Annotated in this window: 24 protein-coding genes; 15 read left to right on the top strand and 9 right to left on the bottom strand. The window is 34.8% G+C overall.

Translation table 11 applies throughout. From position 1 onward, the window contains the following. Positions 1 to 153: 153 nt before the first annotated feature. The 3 genes from ACFPM4_RS04490 to ACFPM4_RS04480 all read right to left on the bottom strand — a co-directional run bounded on the left by ACFPM4_RS04490 (position 154) and on the right by ACFPM4_RS04480 (position 2,212). On the bottom strand, positions 154 to 1,020 hold the full coding sequence (locus ACFPM4_RS04490; protein ID WP_382348086.1) for an SDR family oxidoreductase: 867 nt from the start codon (positions 1,018 to 1,020) through the stop codon (positions 154 to 156). Positions 1,021 to 1,143: 123 nt separating this feature from the next. Beyond that, entirely contained in the window at positions 1,144 to 1,278 is a 135-nt protein-coding gene (locus tag ACFPM4_RS04485; protein WP_144924364.1) for a DUF3941 domain-containing protein, read from the bottom strand. 76 nt (positions 1,279 to 1,354) lie between these two features. Continuing rightward, positions 1,355 to 2,212 carry a DegV family protein gene (locus tag ACFPM4_RS04480; RefSeq protein WP_144924367.1) on the bottom strand — a complete coding sequence of 286 codons (858 nt, stop codon included), beginning with the start codon at positions 2,210 to 2,212 and terminating at the stop codon, positions 1,355 to 1,357. Positions 2,213 to 2,366: 154 nt separating this feature from the next. On the opposite strand from ACFPM4_RS04480, the gene ACFPM4_RS04475 reads away from it, so the two are divergent. Continuing rightward, positions 2,367 to 3,227: a YitT family protein gene (locus tag ACFPM4_RS04475; protein ID WP_144924370.1), complete on the top strand. Its 861-nt coding sequence runs from the start codon at positions 2,367 to 2,369 to the stop codon at positions 3,225 to 3,227. 61 nt (positions 3,228 to 3,288) lie between these two features. On the opposite strand, the gene ACFPM4_RS04470 is transcribed toward ACFPM4_RS04475, so the two are convergent. Both ACFPM4_RS04470 and ACFPM4_RS04465 read right to left on the bottom strand, forming a co-directional pair. Further along, the gene (locus ACFPM4_RS04470; protein ID WP_144924373.1) at positions 3,289 to 3,489 is read right to left on the bottom strand and encodes a DUF3813 domain-containing protein; all 201 of its coding nucleotides are present in this window, start codon (positions 3,487 to 3,489) and stop codon (positions 3,289 to 3,291) included. Then, complete coding sequence (locus tag ACFPM4_RS04465; protein WP_186324758.1) at positions 3,489 to 3,635, bottom strand: hypothetical protein; 147 nt, start codon at positions 3,633 to 3,635, stop codon at positions 3,489 to 3,491. The genes ACFPM4_RS04470 and ACFPM4_RS04465 overlap by 1 nt, the downstream gene beginning before the upstream one ends. Before the next feature lie 194 nt (positions 3,636 to 3,829). Here ACFPM4_RS04465 and yjfP point away from each other — a divergent pair, with 194 nt between their 5' ends. The 3 genes from yjfP (at position 3,830) to clpB (ending at position 7,920) form a co-directional block, all read left to right on the top strand. Beyond that, positions 3,830 to 4,615: an esterase gene (yjfP, locus tag ACFPM4_RS04460; RefSeq protein WP_144924376.1), complete on the top strand. Its 786-nt coding sequence runs from the start codon at positions 3,830 to 3,832 to the stop codon at positions 4,613 to 4,615. A gap of 79 nt (positions 4,616 to 4,694) precedes the next feature. Further along, a complete protein-coding gene (locus ACFPM4_RS04455; RefSeq protein ID WP_144924379.1) occupies positions 4,695 to 5,003 on the top strand; it encodes a metal-sulfur cluster assembly factor in 309 nt (102 codons plus the stop codon). A 307-nt stretch (positions 5,004 to 5,310) separates the two neighbouring features. Beyond that, positions 5,311 to 7,920: an ATP-dependent chaperone ClpB gene (clpB, locus tag ACFPM4_RS04450; RefSeq protein ID WP_382348079.1), complete on the top strand. Its 2,610-nt coding sequence runs from the start codon at positions 5,311 to 5,313 to the stop codon at positions 7,918 to 7,920. A 500-nt stretch (positions 7,921 to 8,420) separates the two neighbouring features. On the opposite strand, the gene ACFPM4_RS04445 is transcribed toward clpB, so the two are convergent. Further along, positions 8,421 to 8,603, bottom strand: coding sequence for a YjzD family protein (locus tag ACFPM4_RS04445; RefSeq protein ID WP_144929065.1), 183 nt, complete (start codon positions 8,601 to 8,603; stop codon positions 8,421 to 8,423). 197 nt (positions 8,604 to 8,800) lie between these two features. On the opposite strand from ACFPM4_RS04445, the gene ACFPM4_RS04440 reads away from it, so the two are divergent. From ACFPM4_RS04440 to ACFPM4_RS04415, 6 genes are all read left to right on the top strand, one after another. Further along, positions 8,801 to 9,361, top strand: coding sequence for a hypothetical protein (locus ACFPM4_RS04440; protein WP_382348076.1), 561 nt, complete (start codon positions 8,801 to 8,803; stop codon positions 9,359 to 9,361). Between the two features lie 179 nt (positions 9,362 to 9,540). After that, positions 9,541 to 10,473, top strand: coding sequence for a beta-ketoacyl-ACP synthase III (locus tag ACFPM4_RS04435; protein ID WP_382348195.1), 933 nt, complete (start codon positions 9,541 to 9,543; stop codon positions 10,471 to 10,473). A gap of 37 nt (positions 10,474 to 10,510) precedes the next feature. Then, positions 10,511 to 11,746 carry a beta-ketoacyl-ACP synthase II gene (gene fabF / locus ACFPM4_RS04430; protein WP_382348073.1) on the top strand — a complete coding sequence of 412 codons (1,236 nt, stop codon included), beginning with the start codon at positions 10,511 to 10,513 and terminating at the stop codon, positions 11,744 to 11,746. A gap of 291 nt (positions 11,747 to 12,037) precedes the next feature. Continuing rightward, entirely contained in the window at positions 12,038 to 12,817 is a 780-nt protein-coding gene (locus ACFPM4_RS04425; RefSeq protein ID WP_382348070.1) for a DUF2268 domain-containing putative Zn-dependent protease, read from the top strand. A gap of 118 nt (positions 12,818 to 12,935) precedes the next feature. After that, positions 12,936 to 13,148: a hypothetical protein gene (locus ACFPM4_RS04420; RefSeq protein ID WP_144929051.1), complete on the top strand. Its 213-nt coding sequence runs from the start codon at positions 12,936 to 12,938 to the stop codon at positions 13,146 to 13,148. A gap of 76 nt (positions 13,149 to 13,224) precedes the next feature. Beyond that, on the top strand, positions 13,225 to 13,971 hold the full coding sequence (locus ACFPM4_RS04415) for a YjbA family protein (protein WP_382348067.1): 747 nt from the start codon (positions 13,225 to 13,227) through the stop codon (positions 13,969 to 13,971). Between the two features lie 50 nt (positions 13,972 to 14,021). Here the strand turns inward: ACFPM4_RS04415 and trpS are convergent, their stop codons facing one another. Further along, positions 14,022 to 15,014, bottom strand: coding sequence for a tryptophan--tRNA ligase (gene trpS, locus ACFPM4_RS04410; RefSeq protein ID WP_144929063.1), 993 nt, complete (start codon positions 15,012 to 15,014; stop codon positions 14,022 to 14,024). 285 nt (positions 15,015 to 15,299) lie between these two features. On the opposite strand from trpS, the gene ACFPM4_RS04405 reads away from it, so the two are divergent. From ACFPM4_RS04405 to pepF, 5 genes are all read left to right on the top strand, one after another. Then, positions 15,300 to 16,499 (top strand): putative glycoside hydrolase, encoded by a 1,200-nt coding sequence (locus ACFPM4_RS04405; RefSeq protein ID WP_382348064.1) that lies wholly within the window; start codon positions 15,300 to 15,302, stop codon positions 16,497 to 16,499. A gap of 365 nt (positions 16,500 to 16,864) precedes the next feature. Next, entirely contained in the window at positions 16,865 to 17,260 is a 396-nt protein-coding gene (gene spxA, locus ACFPM4_RS04400; protein WP_144929047.1) for a transcriptional regulator SpxA, read from the top strand. A 450-nt stretch (positions 17,261 to 17,710) separates the two neighbouring features. Then, positions 17,711 to 18,370 carry an adaptor protein MecA gene (gene mecA / locus ACFPM4_RS04395; RefSeq protein ID WP_382348061.1) on the top strand — a complete coding sequence of 220 codons (660 nt, stop codon included), beginning with the start codon at positions 17,711 to 17,713 and terminating at the stop codon, positions 18,368 to 18,370. Positions 18,371 to 18,467: 97 nt separating this feature from the next. Then, positions 18,468 to 19,685, top strand: a complete 1,218-nt coding sequence (locus ACFPM4_RS04390; RefSeq protein WP_382348058.1) for a competence protein CoiA — start codon at positions 18,468 to 18,470, stop codon at positions 19,683 to 19,685. Positions 19,686 to 19,830: 145 nt separating this feature from the next. Next, positions 19,831 to 21,651 (top strand): oligoendopeptidase F, encoded by a 1,821-nt coding sequence (gene pepF / locus ACFPM4_RS04385; RefSeq protein WP_382348055.1) that lies wholly within the window; start codon positions 19,831 to 19,833, stop codon positions 21,649 to 21,651. 565 nt (positions 21,652 to 22,216) lie between these two features. On the opposite strand, the gene ACFPM4_RS04380 is transcribed toward pepF, so the two are convergent. Then, positions 22,217 to 23,068, bottom strand: coding sequence for a ClpXP adapter SpxH family protein (locus ACFPM4_RS04380; RefSeq protein ID WP_144922477.1), 852 nt, complete (start codon positions 23,066 to 23,068; stop codon positions 22,217 to 22,219). A gap of 392 nt (positions 23,069 to 23,460) precedes the next feature. Then, positions 23,461 to 24,111, bottom strand: a complete 651-nt coding sequence (locus tag ACFPM4_RS04375; protein ID WP_144922474.1) for a lytic transglycosylase domain-containing protein — start codon at positions 24,109 to 24,111, stop codon at positions 23,461 to 23,463. Positions 24,112 to 24,115 lie beyond the last annotated feature (4 nt).

The raw sequence follows: 24,115 nt of genomic DNA, 5'->3' as shown, positions 1-24,115 counted from the left end.
TCATTAGCCGCCCGCGGAAAGCGAAGTGTATTTCCGAAGCGTTATAGCTACACTTACATTGTTCGGATTTACATTCAAGTCAAATGGTTATGTCCCAACCTCTTTCAAAAGTATATATTTGCATGTGGATCAGTTTTATTGCACGAACGTTGTTTATCCATTAACAACAGATCCTCCGTTAATGTGAATCATTTGACCAGTAACATAGCTAGAGTCTTCAGAAGCTAGATAAACATAAGCAGGTCCTAGTTCGGATGGTTGTCCAGGACGTTGGCCGATTGGTTGTGAGGAGCCGAAGTTACTTACTTTTTCTGCATCGAAAGTAGCAGGGATAAGTGGTGTCCAAATAGGTCCTGGTGCTACACCATTTACTCGGATTCCTTTCTCAGCTAGTGACATAGCTAATGACCTAGTAAAAGAAACAATCGCTCCCTTCGTTGAGGAGTAGTCTAGTAATTCAGGGCTTCCTGCATAAGCAGTAATGGATGCAGTATTTATTATTGAACTTCCTGCTTTTAAATGTGGTAATGCTGCTTTTGTTAAAAAGAAGAAAGAGTAAATATTTGTTCTAAACGTTTTATCTAATTGCTCTTCTGTAATATCAAGCAAGCTTTTTTGTGGATGTTGTTCTGCTGCATTGTTAACAAGAATATCAATTTGATTAAAGGTGTCCATTACTTGTTTGACGATATCTTGGCAGTGCTGTTCTTGTCCAATATCACCACGAATTAATAGACATTTTCTTCCTTCATTTTCAATTTCCTGCTTTGTTAATTCAGCATCAGAATCCTCGTTAAGATAAGAAATGACAATATCAGCACCTTCTCTTGCAAAGTGAAGTGCTGCAGCTTTACCTATTCCACTATCCCCACCAGTGATAATGGCAACTTTATTTGTAAGTTTGCCACTACCTTTATAAGTGGATTTAATTGATTCTGGTATTGGGTTCATTTCGCTTTGAATCCCAGGTTGTTTGTTTTGCTGTTGTTTAGGCATCGTGTTTTTGTTGTTTTGAGACATAATAGCACTCCCTTTAGCTTAGTTGTAAAAGGTTTTTTTCTTACATAGTTGATATACCCCGTTGATTATTATTTATGCATAAAAAATAGCCGTTAAGTATCGAAATACTTAGCGGCTATAAAATTAGAGATGGTCAGTCTTTTTTGAATATTGGTGTTTTCCTGCTTGTCTGTTCTTTTCACGTAGTTCATTTTTTTCTTCATGGACACGTTGATTATCTTTTGCTTTTTTGTCATTATCAGATGTATTATAGCGCATTTGAATTTCTCCTTTCTTGGGCTAAACAGTTAATAGTATTACCAAGAATCAGGAGAAAATGATGAGAACAACATTTTTATTGTTTCTTGTTCAAGAAAAATATTGCTAATGTGCCTTGACCAGTGTGAGCAGCAATAACGGAACCAATAATATTAATATAGAAATTCTTTGTACCAAATCGTTCTTCTATCATTGCTTTAATTTCATTTGCAATCCCTATATCATTTCCATGGCTTATACCAATCGTCTGGTTAGCCAGGTCTTCGCCACGCTCTTCCATCAAATCAATAATACGTTTCAGTAATTTTTTCTTACCACGGATTTTCTCAATAGGTACTAACTTTCCGTCTTCGACATGTAGAAGTGGTTTTATATTTAGTAATCCGCCAAGAAATGCAGAAGCTTTTGATAATCTTCCACCTCTAGCTAAAAAGTCTAAATCCTCAACAGTAAATAAATGCTCCATATGTTCACAGTGGAATGTAACATTTTCTATTATTTCTTCTTTTGTTTTTCCTTCGTTCAGTAACTTCGCTGCGACCTGTACACATAAACCATAACCAATCGAAGCACATTTTGAATCAATAATAGTTAGATCGAGGTCTGGATACTCTTCTTTTACTTGGTCATGAATCATTACAGCCGTCTGATATGTACCAGAAAGTTCCGATGAAAATGCAATATATAGACCAGATTCCCCAGACTTAGCTAATTCGGTAAAAACTTGTTCAAACCGTTGTGGTGATGCCTGAGAAGTTTTAGGCATTTTACCAGAATTGATTGCATCATAAACAGTTTCCGGCTGAATGGTTTCTAAATCTAAATATTCTTCATCTCCAATATGAACTTGTAAAGGAATCAATTGTACGTTATTTTCTTGGAAGAAGGATAGAGGTAAATCACATGCGCTATCAGCAAATAGTTTCATTTTCATAAAAAATCACCTTTCGTGATAAAATAATGTAACTTCTGATTGCAAAGAACAATTCAGAAAATTATACTATACCCTTTAGTGTACATACTTCTGATGAAAAGTACAATTATGTAATACAAATTATTTTTGCTTTTATATGAAAGGGAGATATGGAATGTCAAATAACCAATTTTCGGTTCGAGAACATGTGAAAATTACAATAATTGTTTTAGTTGGAGCGTTTTTAAATGCGATTGCTTTGAACTTCTTCCTCATTCCAGCAAATGTATACGCAAGTGGGGTAACTGGAGCTGCTCAGCTTATCTCCAATGTGTTAACCGATTTTACACCTATCCAACTCTCTACCGGAATATTAGTGTTCTTGCTTAATATACCAGTGATCATTTTAGGCTGGATGAAAGTTGGAAAATCATTCACATTGTACAGTTTCGTATCTGTATTGTTCATGACCATTTTCCTAGAGTTTTTACCTATTAAAACACAGACTGCTGATATTCTCTTATATGCTGTATTTGGTGGAGTAATATCTGCGATTGGAATTGGTATTACGCTAAAAGTGGGTGCTTCTACCGGAGGTCTAGACATTGTAGCGATGGTTTTATCAAGGATGAATGATAAACCAGTTGGAATATATATCTTTATTATTAATGGAATCATTGTCGTATCTGCAGGTGCTTTATATGGATGGGATAAGGCGCTATATACACTCGTATCATTATATGTATCAACAAGAGTAATTGATGCGATTCACACACGTCATCAAAAACTCACTGTGATGATCGTAACGAAAAAGTCACCTGAATTGAAAAAAGCCATTCATAGTCGCCTTGTAAGGGGTATTACAGTTCTACCTGCAAAAGGAGCATTTTCCAACGAAAATAAAGATATGATGATGATTGTCTTAACGAGATATGAATTGTTCGAATTAGAACATATCATTAAAGAAGTAGATCCACACGCATTTACTAATATTGTTCAAACTACAGCTGTGTTTGGATTATTCAGAAGAGAATAGGTAAAAGGAATGCCTCAAAAACATGGTTGATTTTTGAGACATTCCTTTTTATAAATATTGCTTATTGTAATTTATCCAATGCATCTTGGAATTCTCTAAGTTGCTTTTGTTCAGCTACAGTTGAATTCGCATATGCAGAGGAAAGGGCATTCTTGGCTACGGAAATTGCCTTTGATTTATCTTTCTTACTTCCACTTGCAAAAGCCTCTTCTGCAATTTCGACAAAGTGACGGGCTTCTTGAAATAGTCTATTTTTTCCCATTAGCCATTACTCCCATAATAAAAGTCTTCATTCCGTTGTTGTTCCCTTTCTTCCAATGTTGAACGATACGTAAATCGTTCAGCATGTTTTTCTACAGAGTTTTTGCCGTGCTGGATAAAACGCTTTGATTTGCTCTTCTTACCCATTCATAAACACCGCCTTTGTAGATTTAGAAAGCTGGAATGAATATGAACGCTTTTGCGTTCTAATAGTATTGTTTGTGTAAAATAAATAAAAATAACGAGAAAGATATGGCAAATTACATCACATCTCTTTGGAATAAAACGGAAGGGAGTGCTAAAATAAGTATGTGCATAATTGTTCATAGGGGGGGAAAGCCATGATAGAAATTCATAATGAAGTTGTAAAAGGCATTCCACTTTTACATGTCGTTAAAAACGGAAATACTAACGATAAATTACCTCTCATTATTTTTATCCACGGATTTACATCGGCGAAAGAGCATAATTTACACTTTGCTTATTTACTTGCAGAGAAAGGTTTTCGAGTGATTTTACCAGATGTTATTTTTCATGGAGAAAGGCATACTGGGGAAAGTAAAAATATCATTCAATTTAAATTCTGGAATATTGTAACTCACAGTATTTTGGAATTAGATACGTTAAAGGATGCTTTTGTAGAAAAAGGTTTAGTGGAAGAAGAAAGGATTGGATTAATTGGAACTTCCATGGGTGGAGTAATTACATTCGGTGCTTTGACTCAATACAAATGGATTAATACCGCTGTTTCATTAATGGGAAGTCCTGCGTATGAAGAATTTGCCAGAATGCAAATAGACCATTTTAGGAAAGCAAAGATAGACCTTCCACTAACCCAGGAGCAAATTGACAGTATCTATTCTAGCTTACGAAAATATGATATCACTGCTCAGCCAGAAGCACTTGCTGGAAGACCAATTCTTTTCTGGCACGGTAAAAAAGATCCTACAGTACCTTTTCAACCGACATTTAATTTTTATGAACAGGTTAAATCGGATTATGCAGAATCACCATCTAATATTGAATTCATAGTAGATGAACAAGCTGCACATAAAGTAACAAGAGAAGCATTATTGAGAACCATTGATTGGTTTGAGAAACATCTGCTGCATAAAGTAAATTCATAAGTGGTATAACTTTATTTTTTTCATAATTTTGGTATGATAATGTTAGAAAGCAATTTATTTCGAAAAGGAGTGGTTAGAAATGGATGAGGCTTTGAAAGAGAATATTTATGGTGCCTTAGAACAAGTAATTGACCCGGAATTGGGTATTGATATAGTGAATTTGGGATTAGTATATGATGTTGAAATGGATGATGCAGGTCTAACGACAGTAACAATGACATTAACATCTATGGGATGCCCACTTGCCCCTGTAATTGTGGATCAAGTGAATGCTGCTCTTGTAGATATCCCTGAAGTGAAACAAGTGGATGTAAATATTGTATGGAATCCACCTTGGACAAAAGATAAAATGTCACGTTATGCTAAAATCGCTCTTGGAGTTTCCTAAATTAGAATAGAGTGCATGATGAATTGCAGAAATGGTGAAATAATAATAGCGGTATGCTCCTAGGTGGAAGCGTCCGCTATTTTTTTGTAGGCTCTGTTAAAGTTCATTGGTGTTAACAACTTAGTTGATTGTAGCAGATGTACACGAGACTCCTGCGGGAACAGCACGAGCCGAAGATCCACTTGGCAAAGCGGTTTTCTTTGCCAAGTTAGCTGAGGCCGTGCCCGCGGAAAGCGAGTGTACAGGAGCGAAAATCAACAACAGAGTTTTACAGAGCTTTTTTGTAAAAGAAAGGAGGATGATAAATATGGATTTGAGTAAAATGACGACAACAATGCAAGATGCGTTTATCGAAGCTCAGCAAACTGCAGTAAGTAATCATCATCCTGAAATTGATATTGATCACCTTTGGAAGGCTTTAATAAATAAAACTGACAGCCTCCTTATGCAATTATATGAACGATTCGGTGTTAGTCGAAATGAATTAGATACAGAACTAAACCGATTAATAAATAAAAAGCCACAAGTTACTGGTTCAAATGTAAAAGGAGGTCAATATTTAACTTCAAGTTTACAGCAATTACTTTCGAATGCAGAAAATGAAAAGCAAGCATTAGAGGATGAGTTCCTATCTGTAGAGCATTTTGCTCTTGGACTATGGGAACAAGAAAATGTGGACATTACTAAGTTTTTGAAACAACACGGTTTAACAAAACAATTATTGAAGAGTGAAGTAGAACGAGTAAGAGGGGGACAGCGCGTGACATCTCAAAATCCAGAATCAACATATGACGCATTACAAAAATATGGACGTGATTTAGTAGCAGAGGTGAAAGCGGGAAAATTAGATCCTGTTATTGGCAGAGATAATGAAATTAGAAATGTGATTAGGATTTTATCAAGGAAGACGAAAAACAATCCAGTCTTAATTGGTGAGCCAGGTGTTGGAAAAACAGCGATTGTAGAAGGTTTAGCCCAAAGAATTGTAAGGAAGGATGTTCCGGAAGGATTAAAAGATAAGACAATCTTTGCATTAGATATGGGAGCCTTAATTGCTGGAGCTAAATTTCGAGGTGAGTTTGAAGAACGTCTAAAAGCTGTTTTACAAGAAATCAAGAAAAGTGAAGGGAAGATCCTTCTTTTTATTGATGAGATTCATACCATCGTTGGTGCTGGAAAAACAGAAGGAGCAATGGATGCAGGAAATATGTTGAAACCAATGCTTGCTAGAGGAGAGCTACACTGTATTGGTGCAACTACGTTAGATGAGTACCGCTTATATATTGAGAAAGATCCTGCCTTGGAAAGAAGGTTTCAAAAAGTTCTTGTTCCAGAGCCAACAGAAGAAGATACGATTTCTATTTTACGTGGATTAAAAGATCGCTTTGAAATCCATCATGGTGTAAATATTCAGGATCGTGCTCTTGTAGCTGCTACAACTTTATCAAATCGCTATATAACAGACAGGTTCTTACCTGATAAAGCGATTGATTTAGTAGATGAGGCTTGTGCTAATATTCGTGTGGAAATCGATTCTATGCCAAGTGAACTCGATGAAGTAACAAGAAGAGTAATGCAATTGGAAATAGAGGAAGCAGCACTTCAAAAAGAAGATGATGAAGTAAGTAGAGAACGCTTAATTATTTTACAAAAAGATCTAGCAGATTTGAAAGAAAAAGCGAATGCGATGCAGGCGAAATGGCAGACAGAAAAAGAAGAAATTCTACATATTAAAGAAAAACGAGAAGAACTAGATAAACTGCGTCGTGAATTAGAAGATGCTGAAAACGATTATGATTTAAACAAAGCTGCTGAATTAAGACATGGGCGCATTCCTGCATTAGAAAAAGAACTACGAAGTCTGGATGAACAATTAGCAGAGAAGCAATCAGATGAAAACCGCTTAATAAAAGAAGAAGTGACGGAAGATGAGATTGCTGAAATTGTGTCACGGTGGACTGGAATTCCCGTTATGAAATTAGTCGAAGGGGAACGGGAGAAATTATTACGACTGGAAAGTATTCTTCATAATCGAGTGATTGGTCAAGACGAAGCAGTAGAATTAGTTAGTAATGCTGTTTTACGGGCAAGAGCAGGAATTAAAGACCCTAATCGACCTATAGGTTCTTTTATTTTTCTAGGGCCAACTGGTGTAGGTAAAACAGAATTAGCAAAAGCATTAGCAGAAACACTTTTTGATAGTGAAGAACAAATGATACGCATTGATATGTCTGAATATATGGAGAAACATGCGGTCTCTAGATTAATTGGAGCTCCTCCTGGCTATGTAGGCTATGAAGAAGGTGGTCAGTTAACCGAGGCTGTAAGAAGAAAACCATATTCCGTTATCTTACTCGATGAAATTGAAAAGGCACATCCAGAAGTATTTAATATTCTACTTCAAGTATTAGACGATGGAAGAATTACAGATTCACAAGGGCGCAGAATTGACTTTAAAAATGCTATTGTTATCATGACTTCGAATATCGGTTCCACATATTTATTGGAAGCTCAACGAGAGGATGATTCATTAGATGAAAATACAAAAGATTTGGTTCTTGGACAACTGCGCGCATCATTCCGTCCTGAGTTTTTAAATCGTGTCGATGATATTATTATCTTCAAGCCACTCTCTTTAGAAAATATAAAAGGAATTGTCACGAAGTTAGCTAAGGAATTACAACATCGACTTAGTGAACAAAATTTAAGCTTGGAAATCAGTGAGGCAGCGAAGGAATATATTGCAAATGCTGCGTATGATCCAGTATATGGAGCGCGTCCATTGAAGAGATATTTACAAAGTCATATAGAAACGCGTTTAGCGAAAGAGATTATTGCAGGGAATGCTCATCCTTATGATACGCTTTTAGTTGATCTTGTGGATGGTTCATTAATTATTACGGTGAAAAAGCATTAAAAAAGCAAGTAACTTTTTTAACTGGTTAAATTTAAAAAAATTTAAGTGGAATAATATCGCTACGGAAATACACTACGCTTTCCGCGGGCTTAGAAAAGCGAAGGCTCCTGATCAGCGGCGTAAGAACGGGAGCCATTCCTGTACTGAGATAAAGGAAACACGGTAAGGAACGAGCCGATGTTGACTTATCGTAGGGAAAGGAATGGCTCGTTCGCTAGCCGCTAGGAGCTTGAGCTAAACAAGGTTCGGAAGCCTCCTCGGTGCTGAACGCACCTGCGGGGTCTCCCGGCTACCGTACATCCCGCAGGGGTCTCCGTGTATTTCCTCCGCTTGTATTTTCAATAACTTAAGTTTCATATCCTTCCTGAGAGAAAAAAACTAAGATACTACATAAATGTATTTTCAATAAGTTAAATCCATATAAAAAAGCCAAGCTATGTTGAATATTTCAAGCATAGATTGGCTTTTCATTTGCATTTGGAATCTTTGGTTTCAGTGTTTTAATGTGTTTCTGTTGTATTTGTGCTGGATACTGCGCCAAGTAGAATGATTAGGACGATTAAGCCCACTGCAAGTAAGGATCCAGTTGCAAAGTCATATGGAATACTTAACATGGAACTTGCTACGTATGTTAGCACTTGCGTTAAAATGAAACCCCATACAGCTGTCATTACGAATTTCATCAATAGTTACCCCCATCTCATATGTAAAATGTATGTAAACTCATACTAAATAATTAAAATATACTTCAAATCATATCATAACTATTGTAAATGTGAAACTCCTTTCAAATGAAAAATATGTTAGAAATCTGAACAAAAATGTCAGAATCTGTACAAATTGCATAGGATGTAATGACGGGAACAAGGAGGAGAATTGGATGAGAACTGCAATAGTCGTTGGTGCACGTCAATCGCTTGGATTTCGAATTTGTAGCCAATTACTCGACAGCGGATTCGTTGTATATGGTAAAGACTATGCAAGTTGGCAAAACGAGCAGTGTGAAGAAAATTGGATGTACATCGGTAGAAATGCTAATTTACATTTTGATTATGTGGATGATGATCATGATTTAATATCTGAAGATGTAGATTTTTTAATTGTTCCTTTAATTGACTTTTATGAACGTGATGATTCTAACATAAATGAACAATTACTAATCCAGTTACAAGGAATAATAACGAAACCATCTTTTGCTAAAACAACTATATTATTAGTAGGTCCAACTGCAATTCATTCGAGAAACTGTAAAATAAGTAAAGGGATAGAAGAACTAAAATTAAATCATAAAAATGTTAAAGAATACTGTATAACGATGGATTATGAACAAGCTGATGGAGCGCTATATTATAAAGCTAGTAATATTGCACATAAGTGGACGAAAAAGGAACTACAAAACTATGATGAAATTGCTCAATTTCTAATTGAAAAGATTTTGTAATAATGAGTGTGACATGCTGATTTTTCAAATATTACATAGAAATTGGGCATTTTTTTTATTGAAAAAATGGACGAGCGTATTTTACAAGGATATATTTCGATGCTATAATTAGTACCAAGTCATAATAATTGATAATAATAACATGTGTGAATTTAGATAGGAAAGTAGGGATTGCTATTATGAATGCTGGTATCATTGGCGTTGGGAAATATGTTCCTGAACAAGTTATTACGAATAAAGATTTAGAATTAAGAATGGATACATCAGATGAATGGATTAGAACAAGAACAGGTATTGAAGAAAGACGTATTGCTCCAGATGATGTAAATACGTCAGATATGGCATATATAGCAGCAAAAAATGCAATTGAAGATTCTGGTTTACAACCAGAGGATATTGATTTAATACTAGTTGCGACGATCACACCAGATCAACCATTCCCGACAGTAGCATGTATACTTCAGGAAAAATTAGGTTGTACGAAAGCAGCTGCAATGGACTTAAGTGCTGCATGTGCAGGTTTCATGTATGGAATGATAACTGCTAAGCAATTCATTGAAAATGATGCATACAAAAATGTTTTGGTTGTAGGATCTGAGAAATTGTCTAAAATAACAGATTGGAATGATCGTAATACTGCAGTATTATTTGGCGATGGTGCAGGTGCATGTGTAATGAGCACTGTGTCAGAAGGCCGTGGTATATTATCTTTTGAATTAGGAGCAGACGGCTCAGGTGGTAAGCACTTATATCAAGATGATTATATTGTAATGAATGGAAGAGAAGTATTTAAATTCGCGGTTAGACAAATGGGTGAATCTTCCGTTAACGTGATTGAAAAAGCAGGGCTATCAAAGGATGATGTAGATTTTCTAATTCCACATCAAGCGAATATTCGAATCATGGAATCGGCTAGACAACGTTTGGAATTACCTGAAGAAAAAATGTCTAAAACAGTGCATAAGTATGGAAATACTTCATCTGCATCCATTCCATTATCCTTAGCAGATGATTTAGAAAATGGGAAAATTAAAGATGATGACATCGTCGTTATGGTCGGCTTTGGTGGCGGACTCACTTGGGGAGCAATAGCGATGAGATGGGGTAAATAAGAAAATAACACACCTTAATACTAGGAGCTGAATGAATATGAAAAGAAGAGTAGTTGTAACGGGCATAGGAGCAGTAACTCCTCTAGGAAACGATGTCGATACAACGTGGCAAAATATTCTAGCTGGAAAATCTGGAGTTGGTCCATTAACAAGATTAAATCCTGATGACTATTCAGCAAAAGTAGCTGCAGAGGTAAAAGACTTCGATGTTGAAAAATATGTAGAAAGAAAAGAAGCGCGTAAAATGGACCGTTTCACGCATTATGCTCTTGCAGCATCCATGATGGCGATAGAGGATGCAAAACTAACGATTGATGAGAGCAATGCGGAAAGAATTGGTGTTTGGATTGGTTCCGGTATAGGTGGAATGGAAACATTCGAGAATCAATTTGAGACTTTCCAAAAACGTGGATATCGAAGAGTAAGTCCTTTCTTTGTTCCGATGATGATTCCAGATATGGCGACAGGACAAGTATCGATTTATTTAGGAGCAAAAGGTGTAAACTCATGTACAGTTACTGCATGTGCTACGGGGACAAACTCGATAGGAGACGCATTTAAAGTAATTCAACGCGGGGATGCAGATGCGATGATTGCTGGTGGAGCAGAGGCGCCAATTACACAAATGTCAGTTGCTGGGTTCTGTGCAAATACTGCACTTTCAACTAACCCAGATCCAGAAAAAGCAAGCAGACCATTTGATGCAAATCGTGATGGTTTTGTTATTGGCGAAGGTGCAGGAATTGTCATTCTCGAAGAATTAGAACATGCTTTAAAACGTGGAGCAACAATTTATGCGGAAATCGTTGGTTACGGTTCTACAGGAGATGCCCACCATATTACAGCACCAGCACCAGGTGGCGAAGGTGGAGTGCGTGCTATGAAAATCGCACTTTCTGATGGTGAACTATCACCTGAAGATGTTGATTACATTAATGCACATGGTACAAGTACACCATATAATGATAAATATGAAACAATGGCAATCAAAGAAGTGTTTGGTGAACATGCATATAAATTAGGTGTAAGTTCTACTAAATCAATGACTGGCCACTTATTAGGTGCTGCAGGTGGAGTAGAAGCCATCTTCTCTGTACTGGCGATTAAAGATGGTGTAATGCCACCAACAATCAATTATGATACTCCAGATCCAGATTGTGATTTAGATTATGTAGCAAACGAAGCAAGAAAAGCGGAAGTCAAAGCTGTTATGAGTAACTCACTTGGCTTTGGTGGTCATAACGCGACGATTGTATTTAAGAAGTATGAATAAATAGTGATAAAAAGAGTCTATTCGAAATTTGATGAATTCGGATAGTCTCTTTTTTATTGTTCGATTTATTAGGTGTTTACTACTCCTGTTCCTTTTCCCACAGATTCTAAATACTTTTTACTCTGGAGATATGGCTTGCAAGCATGACTTTCCTCAATTAAACAATATTTAGAGTTACATAGAATGATAAAAAGTGCTCCACCATCTTTCCTTTTGAGGTTTGCAATTTTGTAACCAACTCTGTTTTCAAAAAATAGTATGAAATGGAGAGGTGGTTTCGAAAATGGGGTAGTGGGAACAGATAAATGGTTAGATGAATTTCATGATAATCCAATAGAATTATGCAAAAAGGCGAACCCTGGCGTAAAAGATGCCAATGATTTTTATAAATATTTAAGACTGTTTGGAATGTATACTCCATCTGAACAGACAAAGAAAACAATTGGAATTTTAAAGAAAGAGAAAATTTGGAGTAAAGTAGATCAATTTTATCAGAATTACCGAAAAAAATGGCGTGGACCAAATGTGGATATATATATATTTCCTATAAATGAAAATCAACATTTTTTTATGGGACAATTAAAAGGGAAGTCAGGGATTGCATTTCCAAATAAATTATTTTTATTTGTTAAAAATGGGCTAGAAGAAAAAGAATTAGAAGCGTTGTTTGTACATGAATATCACCATGTCACAAGAATGAGAAAATATAAAAAAGAGCTTGAACAATATACATTGTTAGATTCTATCATTTTTGAAGGACTTGCTGAATTAGCTGTATTGAATTGTTGTGGTAAAAAGTATTTGGCGCAATGGACGAAGGAATTCTCGAATGAAAGAATAGCATATTTTATGAAACATATATATGAACCCAATCTATCGGTAACGAGAGAAGATCGCTCACATGATGACTTTCTCTTTGGAAGGAGAGGGATTCCAAAAATGTTAGGATATGCTGTTGGTTTTGAGCTTGTGAAAGGATATGTGAAAAACAATAAGATAACACTGTTGGACTCATTTGAAATGAAATCGGAGGAATTTCTGAGAAACAATCACTTTCTCGATAAAGAATAAGAAATGATGTTTCTGAACGAAGGAATCTTGTTGGATACTGCATTAGTCCTTAACTCTATCATATATATTTACATGAATGATAAGTAAACAACAATCTATTTACAGGATGTGTTTATTTATGATATATCGCATATCATTATTGCTAATCGGGATATGTTTCTCTTTAGCAGGTGGTGTTAGTGTAGTAAGTTACTTAAATATGATTACTACCGGTGTAGGATATAGAGATTATTTTGTCTTTATCTTAACAAGGTTTGAATTTTATATCCTGCTAGCTGGACTAGTGATTATTATATCCTCCATCTATAGTTCGAATAAAAAATCAGAGTAGCTGTTACTTATAGGAATAATTTTACTACAGCCTGCCTATACTGATTGACAAATAGTAATGAAGTGAGGGGTTAAGGATGCTGTATCTTCATGATGTTTGGGTGAATTGGTTTGAAGGTGAAGAGAACGGTTACAATGTATGCCATTTTCATGAATGGAGAAGGGGAGAAGATGTAATCGAACTCCTAGATCAAGTTCCATTGTTGTATATCGAACCAATTCTTTTTGACTACATTGAAAACAATTTAGCAGAGTTACCACAGGCATTACTTAATGATATTTATAAAAAAGCATATTTACGAAAAAATCATGAAAGAGTGCAATTAGAGTATTGTTTTGTAGTAACAGATGGAAAAGGAATTTTAGCAGTGGATACGATAGGTTACACAATCCCATTAAGAAAAAGTAGGTTAATACCTCGTCAAGAGCAACTTGTTTATGAAATGATTGCAGATAACAATCCAACAATCTATAAGTTTAAGCCTGATTCTATTAAGGAATATCATATTTTATCTCCTGCTCCTGAATTAATGTCCGGCTTAACAAGGAAAGAAAGACATTTGAAAAATTTAATGTTTATGGCATTGGATCAGTTATACACATCTAAAAATACAGCAGAAATTCGCTATTGGTATACAGAGTGGTCACCGCATCGGTATAACGATATTCAAGCAATGGACTTTGAAGAAGCATGGCAATCTCTCTATGAAGAAACGAAAGAGGGATGGACGGAAAAACACGTCATGCTTTGTGAAAATCTCGTAAAAGGTCAACCTTTTTTTGAAAAACTATGGGAAATGGAATATGATTCAAAAGTTAATTAAACAAAAGGAGGGCTTATCCATTTACATTGGACAAGCCCTCTTTTAATAATTTATTTCTTTTTTCTTCCTAATCCCATTGCATTTTCCATTTTCTTTAGCATTTTATTCGCTTTTCTAGCAGCTTTTTCTGCCCCAGCATCTAGTATGTCATCTAGTTCTGAAGATTCAAGTAAGTTTTTACAACGTTCCTGTATAGGTGCAAGTGCGTTTACAACTACCTCAGCTAAGTCGTTCTTAAAATCTCCATATCCTTTACCATCATAATAAGCTTCTAATTCTTCTATCGATTTGTTACCTAGAATAGAATAAATGGAAAGTAAATTTGATACACCTGGTTTGTTTTCGCGATCAAATTTAATAATTCCTTCAGAATCCGTAACAGCAGATTTAATTTTCTTTTCAATTTGTTTTGGCTCATCTAAAATCGTAATAAATCCACGTTGATTTGAATCAGATTTACTCATTTTTTTAGTTGGGTCTTGTAAAGACATGATTCTTGCCCCAACTTTTGGAATTCTAGCCTCAGGAAGAGTGAATATATCATTGTAGCGGTTATTGAATCTTCCTGCTAAATCACGAGTTAATTCGATGTGTTGTTTTTGATCATCACCAACAGGAACAATGTCAGCATTATATAACAAAATATCCGCTGCCATTAAAGGAGGATATGTTAATAATCCTGCTGATACAGCTTCTTTTCCGTGTGCTTTGTCTTTGAATTGTGTCATTCTTTCTAACTCACCAAGGTAAGAAATACATTGCAACATCCATGCAGCTTGAGCATGTGCAGGGACTTCAGATTGGATAAAGAGTGTAGCTTTTTCAGGATCTAATCCTGCAGCAATATAAATTGCAGCTAACGTCCTAATGTTTTTTCTTAATGTTAATCTTTCTTGTGGAACCGTAATAGCATGTTGGTCAACAACGCAGAAATAGCAATCGTAATCATGCTGTAGATCAACAAATTGTTTAATAGCTCCTATGTAATTGCCAAGAGTTACAACGCCACTTGGTTGAATACCAGAAAAGATAGTTTTCACTATAAATAAACCTCCTCTAAAAAATAAAAAGCATCCGTGCAAATTGAAAGCATTTGTATAAAAGCACGAAGTAATATGTACATAATTTTACCCATATGTTTAATAAGAAGCCTGTTGGACAATGTACTGTTTATTATACCTGCTGAAAATATGACAAGCAAGATAGTAGAATATTCTCATGTTGGAGATATTCGTTCCCTTCAACAGTAAAAGTTGTTAAAATAGATAAATAGACAAGAATCAACATAGTACCGACAAATTTCTTGTTTTTAAGGAGGGAGAAGTCTTTTGAGTTGGGGAAAACTGTTGGTTATTGCGGGGTTATTGATCAGTTATTTAAGTATGCTTCCAGTCCAAACCGCCGCAGAAAGTAATACAATCCACAAACATCAAATAAGTGAATTTACGTTGGAACTAAAAGAGCTTCCAGCGAAAGTGCCACGTTTTGCATATGATTCAGGGAGAGAATTTGAATATCCAGACGCTGTTCGTGGAATATACGTAACAGGCCATTCCGCTGGTGCAAGTAGATGGAATACATTAGTAGACCTAGTCGATTCAACGGAATTAAATGCAATGGTTATTGATATAAAGGATGATTGGGGGAATGTTACATATAAGCTTCCAGAGAATCATCCAAATGCTGATATTAGCCGAAATTATATTAAAGACCCTGTAGAAATGATGGATACGCTTGAGGAAAAACAAATTTATCCAATTGCAAGAATCGTAGTTTTTAAAGATTCTGTATTGGCAGAAAAGAGACCAGATCTTTCATTTATTGATGGAGAAAAAGTGTGGAAAAATGGTCGAGAAGAATCTTTCGTTAATCCATTCATGAAAGAAGTTTGGGATTACAATATAGATATAGCAATAGAAGCGGCAAAACTAGGTTTCCAAGAAATTCAGTTTGACTATGTGCGTTTTCCAGAAGGATTCGAAAAACGAGCAGATGATTTTAAATATGGTCTTGGTGAATATGCAGATTTAGAAGAAGATGATGTGCAAAAACGTGTTGCAGCAGTTAGTGACTTCGTTGCTTATGCGAAAGAAAAACTAGCAAACTATGGTGTGCAAGTATCTGTTGATATTTTTGGATATACTGCAACAATTCCGGAAGCACCAGGTATTGGACAGAACTTCACAAAGATATCTGAAAATGTCGATGTGATTTCATCTATGATATATCCTAGTCATTGGACACCTTATTTCGGTATAGCAAAGCCTGATTTGGAACCATACAAACTAGTGAGGGAGTATGCAAAGGTAGAAAATGAAGTTCTAGGAAAGATTGAAAATCCCCCTGTCTCCCGACCATGGTTACAAAATTTCACTGCATCATATTTAGGGAAAGGAAATTATAAAGAGTATACTGAGGCTGAGATAGAAGCACAAATAAAAGCTCTTTACGATGAAGGTATACAGGAATACCTTTTATGGAATCCATCCAATGTTTATTTTCCTGATGCAGATTATACCCCAGAATAAGTGTAAATAGGCTAGTCGGCAAAGTATGCCGCTAGCCCTTTCTTGTGTGAAAAAAACATGTATATTATTGACATTGTCGGAAATATTAACTTGGAATTAATCGATTAATGTTTAACAGTTAATAAAATGGGGTACATATTCCACAAAGGTGAGTGACTATAACAGCTTATATAAAATTATAGTAACAGATGGAAAAAAACCTTAAAACACCTATTCATTCTGGCAGTTATGGTGTATAATACATATATACTGTTCTATTAGATAAGAAGCAGTGAAATGGAATAGGATTGAAAATAGTTAACGATATATATATTTTTTGCATATAAATATGCAATCATTTTTAGAATAGGAGTGTGAGTTATATTATGGTAACATTGTACACTTCACCTAGCTGTACATCTTGTAGAAAAGCAAGAATGTGGTTAGAGGATCAAGGAATTACATATAAAGAAAGAAATATTTTTTCTGAACCACTTACCTTAGATGAAATTAAAGGTATATTAAGAATGACGGAAGATGGTACAGATGAAATCATCTCTACTCGTTCGAAAATATTTCAGAAATTAAATATTGATTTAGACTCTCTTCCACTTCAACAATTATATGATTTGATTCAAAAAAATCCTGGGCTTTTAAGAAGACCAATTATTTTGGATGAGAAAAGATTACAAGTTGGATATAACGAGGATGAAATTAGACGATTCTTACCAAGAAAAGTAAGATCATATCAACTTAGAGAAGCACAAAAATTAGTTAATTAAATCACCAATTACTACTTTTCATCCATTCGTATCCTTGCAAATTTGTGGAAATTGAAACCAATACACACATATTACAAAGCATTGGATAATAAGAATAATTATGGATGAACCGAAAAGGATAAATATATACTGCAAATGGTATTTCAAAAGAGCGGCTAGTAAAAACTTTATTAAAAGGGTTTTTAGTCGGCTCTTTTTATTATGTATATTAAATTTTATGAATAAACTTGATTTTCAGCCATATGTTAGTTAAAATAAGCAAAACATGAACTATTTAGATAGGCAAATGAACGATTTTGTAAATAGGAGTATTAATTGTTTCCAATTTTGTAGTGCTTATCATAAAATGAGTACAAGGAGAAATAAATACATTTTACTAATAAGAAAATGCATCTCCTGTACGGGATTAAAATCCCTTCACCACCAAAAATTAGAAGGGAGTGTTGATGTGTGGAAATAGAACGAATAAATGAGTATACGGTTAAGTTTTATATTTCGTATGTTGACATAGAAGAGCGAGGCTTTGATCGAGAAGAGATCTGGTACAATCGCGAGAAGAGTGAAGAACTTTTCTGGGAGATGATGGAGGAAATTCATCTTGAAGATGAATTTGTCCCTGAAGGACCACTTTGGATTCAAGTTCAAGCCTTAGATAAGGGACTAGAAGTTATAGTCACAAAAGCACAAATTTCTAAGGATGGGCGTCGATTGGAACTACCTATTCCTGATGCAAAAATAGATAGCATTCCTCTTAATGAGAATATGGCTGATTATTTAGATCAAAATTTCAAACTCGGAGCAATTGAGAAAATTGACGATAAACTTCTTGAGTTTATGATGGAGTTTAACGATTTAGAACATGTCATTTCTTTAGCAAAAGTTCAAAATTTTGAAGATGTAACAACAACGCTTTATTCTTATGATGATAAGTATCATCTATATATTAAGTTCTTGGCCGATAATATTGACGACGACACAATTGAGGATGCATTAAGCTTACTTCTAGAATATGGAGTAGATAGTCCATATACCACTTTCTTCCTGGAGGAATATGGTAAAGTTGTGATGAAGGATAATGTGTTTTCTACAATAAATCAATACTTTAATTAATTAAGCCGATTTCAAATTGAAATCGGTTTTTTCTTGTAATTAAAAAGGATTTTATGAATGATTGTAGAAATATTAGTGTAAGAAAGGAAGTGGTGAGTTGTTAACAGCTTATAATGAAAATGGAAATTTTATTTCATTAGCAGGTGACATGTCACCTCAACAAATTAGAAGTACATTACAAAACCAAAACTTCTATTGTCCAATATGTAAAGAACGTGTAATTTTGAAAGTAGGTGAAATACGGATTCCCCACTTTTCCCACCTCAAATTCTCCAATTGTAGTTCCTCAGTATCAGAGCCTGAAAGCCACCAGCATTTGCAAGGAAAGAAACAGCTTTTTACATTTTTTAAGAGTAAAGTTAAAAGTGTGTACTTAGAGGTGTATCTTCCAACAATCAAACAAAGACCAGATATTTTTATTAAGCAAGAGAATCATTCCTATGCGATTGAGTTCCAATGTAGCCCAATATCTCGTGACATAATCAGAAAGAGAACAAATGGTTATTTATCAGCTGGTATTATTCCAATTTGGATTATTGGTGGCTTACCATTTCAGCAGCAATATTCAAAGAATTTCTTTCGATTATCTGACTTTCAGTGGAGTTTTGTAAAACAGCGGGGCAATAGTGGGCTATCTAGTATAAGTTATGATCCAAGTGATGAGATGTTCCATTATCTAACTGGCATTACTTCATTAACGTCCAGAAAAATTGCAGCATCTTATCAGGTGCAATCTTTAAATGGAAATTCATACACAAGAAATGTATTCCATCCAAAATCCTTAAATGTTAAACGCTGGATACAAGAAAAAAATAACTGGTTACAAACAAAAGTCTATTATGGAAATTTAAAATCAGATCCCTTTCTAAAAAATGTATATATCCACAAACATCATCCATTTCACTTACCACCAATTATAGGAATTCCCACTCTCTATAAAGAATACTTTCACTCACATCCAGTAGAATGGCAATTTTACACTTACTTAGACTCCTTGAAGAACATAAAAATTGGTCAAACATTTTCTTTGAAGTATGTACATCATAAAATCGAGAACAGAATACGTTCAGGTCACATTATTGCAAGAGATTTACCACTAGAAAAAGAACAGAGATGGAAGGAAGCGCTGGCAGAATATATCCATGTACTTTCTAAACTGGAATATTTCGACCGTAAGGGAATAGATTTATTTGAAAAGAAAAGAAATATTTTGATTCCACAAACGATGGAACAATTACAAAAGCAAGAGGAAAGTTTATATAGGAATATAAGCTTTGGTCATACTAGTTATAGGAGAGATAATTCATACAATTAAAAGAATGAATATCCGATATAAAGAAGCTAACGAAATAATTAAAATTGGCAGGATTATTGAATATTTAGTAGAATAAGTAATGTAATTAAACTTTCGGTTTTCGAAAGAATTTTAAAAGTAGTGTTATTTAGAATGGAGGATGGCAATGGCCAACGAAACAGCAGTAAAAACTCTTCCTGCGCGCTCAGAAATTCCTGAGGAATTGACATGGAGATTAGAAGACATTTTTGAAAGTGATGATGCTTGGGAAAAGGAATATGAAGATATTAAAGGACTTTTAAAGGAAGCTGGTAATTATAAAGGTAAGCTAAGTGACAGCTCTGAGACATTATATGAAGCTCTTCAATTCCAATCCAAAGTATCCGAAAGAATGGGTAAGCTGTATACATATGCTCATATGCGATATGATCAGGATACTGGTAATTCCCATTATCAAGGTTTGAATGCACGTGCTGAAAGTCTATATTCAGTTGTTGCAAGTGAATTCTCATATATCGTTCCAGAAATTTTAGATATAGATGAAAGTAAACTAGCGCAATTTGTAGAAGAGAATAAAGATTTACAACTCTATAAACATGCACTAGAAGAAATTAATTTACAACGTGGACATGTATTATCTGCTGAACAAGAGGCTCTTCTTGCACAAGCTTCTGAAGTACTAGGATCCTCCAGTACAACATTTGGAATGTTAAATAATGCAGATTTAGAATTTCCAGTTATTAAAGATGAGAATGGAAATGATATTCAAATTTCCCATGGGAATTATGTGAAGTTCTTGGAAAGCCAAGATAGAAGTGTTCGTGAAGCAGCCTTTAAAAAGGTTTATGAAACGTATGGGAAATTTAGTAATACTTTCTCTAGTACATTAAGTGGCACTGTTAAAAAGGATAATTTCTATGCAAGTGCTAGAAATTATCAATCAGCACGACAAGCAGCATTAGCCGCTAATAATATTCCGGAAAGCGTGTATGACAATTTAGTAGAAACGATTAATAAAAATCTGCACTTATTGCATCGTTACGTTAAACTCCGTAGAAAGGTTCTCGGTGTTGATAAGCTGCATATGTATGATTTATATACGCCATTAGTGAAAGATGTGAAAATGGAGATCTCCTATGACGAAGCAAAAGAATTAGTTATTGCTGGACTACAGCCTTTAGGAGAGGAGTATGTAAACATTCTGAAAGAAGGATTTTCAAATCGTTGGGTCGATGTGGAAGAGAATAAAGGGAAGCGCAGTGGTGCTTACTCATCTGGTACCTATGGGACAAATCCTTATATATTGATGAATTGGCAAGATAATGTTAATAATCTTTATACTTTAGCTCATGAGTTTGGACATAGTGTGCATAGTTATTACACTCGGAAAACTCAACCATATCCTTATGGAGATTATTCAATATTTGTTGCAGAGGTTGCATCAACTTGTAATGAAGCATTACTTGGAGATTATATGCTGAAACAAACGGATGACAAACAGCAACAATTATATTTAATTAATCATTATCTTGAGGGCTTCCGTGGAACTGTGTTTAGACAAACAATGTTTGCTGAATTCGAGCATTTAATCCATAAGAAAGCTCAAGAAGGTGTTGCATTAACAGCAGAAATGTTAACGAAAGAATATTATGCATTAAATCAAAAGTACTTCGGTGAGGAAGATATTATTATTGATGATGAAATCGGACTAGAATGGTCTAGAATTCCTCATTTCTATTACAATTACTATGTGTATCAATATGCAACTGGATTCAGTGCTGCAGCTGCATTGTCGAAACAAATTCTTGAAGAAGGAGAACCAGCGGTTGAACGCTACCTTGGATTCCTGAAAGCAGGAAGTTCGGATTATCCGATTGAAGTTTTGAAAAAAGCTGGAGTCGACATGACTACATCTGAACCAATTGAAGCTGCATGTAAAGTCTTTGAAGAAAAACTTAATGAAATGGAAGCATTACTTGCAGAATAAAATAGTGGGACTGACGAAAAAAGTCATAAAATTGACTTTTTCGTCAGTCCCTATCTTTTTATACGCATAATCTCTTGATTTCTTATGTGATTTTTTTGTGCTAGTGCTGCAACTAGGCTAAACGTGGTTAATGTGTTGGTTACACAGCTCTTTGTACATTATTAATGAAAGCCTCTAAATTTATTTCTATCGTTAAGAAAAAGAAGTAGTCCAAGTAGTGTGATAAATAGTAGTGGAGAGGTGATAAATAACGGGATGATATTCATTAGCCCTAATATATTGATAAAGAAGCAAATGACGGAAAGGATGATAAGTGAAATAAGCACGAACTTATGCAAGGATAAATCTCCCATCTGTTGTTTTTATTTTAATATATGCCCTATATACTATAAACATGCTGAAGAATAAAACTGGGAGGATAATGAAAATAAGTAAAAAGCCAAACTATTACTTGAATTTTTTTCAAGTTAGTTCGGCTCGAATTTCCTTCTATAATCTTATTGGAAAAATATTGTTCAAACTGTAAATTGTCTGGGATGCTTATCAAAATGGTCCTAAACTCTGTTTAATATAAACATTTAGAAGTATATTTCCATACTGGTCCATTTTTAGCTTGTAATTTCTGTGCTTTTCTTTGAAGTTGTAGTTGCTTCATTTGTCTTTCTATTTTGTGGACAGGTTGATCATAGATCATAGCTAAGTCTTGAACAGCGATAATTGGGTTTATCGATAAAAATAGTTCCAATGGTGGCTTTTCCGCTGGTTTTGGTTTACATTCTAACAGTTCTGTCAAAACCTGAACATAAATATCATAGGAATAGAGACCTGTGATTTTCAAGCCTTCATCCTCAATATTTTCGTTAAAGAATACCATCGCTGGCATTTCATTTACTTCCATCTCAGCTGAGATTCGCACATCACATTGAAAAGCTTTTGCAGCACTAGGTGAATAAATATCACGTATAAATTCATCTAGATCTAACCCAATATTTTGTGCGCAATGCTGTAACACATTAATATCTGTAATATCTTTATTCTCAACAAAAAGTAATTCTTGTAGTCTCCGGATAAAACGAATGCCAGCTCTTTTCCCTTGTAATTCAGCAGCTTTAATACTTATCGCAGCTAAATGAGGTAAGAAAACACATTTATCAGAACTATGATCAATTTCTCTAGAGTGACAGTTGCTATTATACTGATCTTCTGAAATGTTACTTATTTTTTTATTAAGTACATCCAATTTTCCGCATAATACATACTTTAACGTAAAGTAATCGCCATATTCCATTTGTAGTTTACTAATTATTGGAGCAAGTGACCAACAATCTAAACAAAATGGATCGATGAATAAATATATCTCCAAAGGCTTATTATTAGTTAAATTCGAGTCATACGGCATGCTACTATTCGAAACCATATGAATCGCTCCTTTTTTCGTTGTGTTAATTAGTATGTATATTGTAGCAACGACTTTTTAATAACTCAAATAAATAGTACTGTGTGAATCTAATCACAAAAAAAGAAGAGGAAAGAAATAGGCTAGGGAAAATATGGACAAGATTTTTAATTGAACTAATTCATGTAAATTTGCAGGTATTTTGTAGGAAAGCGTCACTGCTGTGAAATTTCGAGTGTGGTTCTTATAAGAGGGGTTTTCAAGAATACAAAATACAGCTTATTTTTGAAGGGATATTTAATAGGAATTGAATCCTACCACGGAGAAAATACACTTCGCTTTCCAAGGTGCTTAGAAGAGCGAAGTGTATTTCCGTTTGCAGATGTACTTGCACAGATATAAGTCTAGTCGTTTTAGCTATAAAATGTTCCTAAGACTTTTTTTACATAGTTTTGTGTTTCTTTAAAAGGAGGGATACCTCCATATTTATCAACATTACCAGGACCAGCATTATAGGCAGCTAGCGCGAGTGTTAAATCACCATTATATTTATCAAGCATGTTTCGTAAATATTTACTACCACCATTAATATTTTGTACAGGATCAAATATATCTGTAACTCCTAGTCCACGGGCTGTTTTAGGCATAAGTTGCATAAGTCCTGAAGCACCTGCACTACTAACTGCAGTAGGATTAAAGTTAGATTCATGTTTAATAACCGATTTAATTAATTTTACGGGCAGGTTATATTTTTTTGCTATTTCTTCCACTATGTCATCTATCTCTTTAGAAGATGCTTCAAATGTACTAGTAGTTGCTTCTTGAACCATTGCATTATCAATTTCTGTTCTGGCAAATGAGGGTTGATATTGCAGATACTGAACAGTACCTAATACATGATGATTTATAGATCCGTTTCTTGCAGAGTTAGATGTAGATTCTAATATCGTTTGTTGTAGTAGTTGTTGAAAATCCTGGCTATTAGTGGATTTGTTATTAGAGCGGGAGAATCCCTGTAGTAATTGCAGTTCCATTAATGATTTTATTTGACCTAATGTATTCATAGAG

Origin of the sequence: Lederbergia graminis, assembly GCF_042655485.1 — a bacterium.
Lineage (GTDB): Bacteria > Bacillota > Bacilli > Bacillales > Bacillaceae_C > Lederbergia > Lederbergia graminis.
The sequence above is the reverse complement of the archived record's forward strand: the minus strand, read 5'-3'. Positions and strand labels throughout refer to the sequence as shown.

Excerpts from the sequence above, each read along its gene's own strand:
- ACFPM4_RS04470 (WP_144924373.1), bottom strand. The coding sequence starts at position 3,489 with ATGGGAAAAAATAGACTATTTCAAGAAGCCCGTCACTTTGTCGAAATT.
- ACFPM4_RS04480 (WP_144924367.1), bottom strand. The coding sequence starts at position 2,212 with ATGAAAATGAAACTATTTGCTGATAGCGCATGTGATTTACCTCTATCC.
- ACFPM4_RS04380 (WP_144922477.1), bottom strand. The coding sequence starts at position 23,068 with ATGGTTTCGAATAGTAGCATGCCGTATGACTCGAATTTAACTAATAAT.
- ACFPM4_RS04490 (WP_382348086.1), bottom strand. The coding sequence starts at position 1,020 with ATGTCTCAAAACAACAAAAACACGATGCCTAAACAACAGCAAAACAAA.
- spxA (WP_144929047.1), top strand. The coding sequence starts at position 16,865 with ATGGTAACATTGTACACTTCACCTAGCTGTACATCTTGTAGAAAAGCA.
- pepF (WP_382348055.1), top strand. The coding sequence starts at position 19,831 with ATGGCCAACGAAACAGCAGTAAAAACTCTTCCTGCGCGCTCAGAAATT.
- ACFPM4_RS04485 (WP_144924364.1), bottom strand. The coding sequence starts at position 1,278 with ATGCGCTATAATACATCTGATAATGACAAAAAAGCAAAAGATAATCAA.
- fabF (WP_382348073.1), top strand. The coding sequence starts at position 10,511 with ATGAAAAGAAGAGTAGTTGTAACGGGCATAGGAGCAGTAACTCCTCTA.
- ACFPM4_RS04455 (WP_144924379.1), top strand. The coding sequence starts at position 4,695 with ATGGATGAGGCTTTGAAAGAGAATATTTATGGTGCCTTAGAACAAGTA.
- ACFPM4_RS04465 (WP_186324758.1), bottom strand. The coding sequence starts at position 3,635 with ATGGGTAAGAAGAGCAAATCAAAGCGTTTTATCCAGCACGGCAAAAAC.
- ACFPM4_RS04475 (WP_144924370.1), top strand. The coding sequence starts at position 2,367 with ATGTCAAATAACCAATTTTCGGTTCGAGAACATGTGAAAATTACAATA.
- ACFPM4_RS04445 (WP_144929065.1), bottom strand. The coding sequence starts at position 8,603 with ATGAAATTCGTAATGACAGCTGTATGGGGTTTCATTTTAACGCAAGTG.
- ACFPM4_RS04440 (WP_382348076.1), top strand. The coding sequence starts at position 8,801 with ATGAGAACTGCAATAGTCGTTGGTGCACGTCAATCGCTTGGATTTCGA.
- yjfP (WP_144924376.1), top strand. The coding sequence starts at position 3,830 with ATGATAGAAATTCATAATGAAGTTGTAAAAGGCATTCCACTTTTACAT.
- ACFPM4_RS04420 (WP_144929051.1), top strand. The coding sequence starts at position 12,936 with ATGATATATCGCATATCATTATTGCTAATCGGGATATGTTTCTCTTTA.
- ACFPM4_RS04435 (WP_382348195.1), top strand. The coding sequence starts at position 9,541 with ATGAATGCTGGTATCATTGGCGTTGGGAAATATGTTCCTGAACAAGTT.
- clpB (WP_382348079.1), top strand. The coding sequence starts at position 5,311 with ATGGATTTGAGTAAAATGACGACAACAATGCAAGATGCGTTTATCGAA.
- ACFPM4_RS04375 (WP_144922474.1), bottom strand. The coding sequence starts at position 24,111 with ATGAATACATTAGGTCAAATAAAATCATTAATGGAACTGCAATTACTA.
- ACFPM4_RS04415 (WP_382348067.1), top strand. The coding sequence starts at position 13,225 with ATGCTGTATCTTCATGATGTTTGGGTGAATTGGTTTGAAGGTGAAGAG.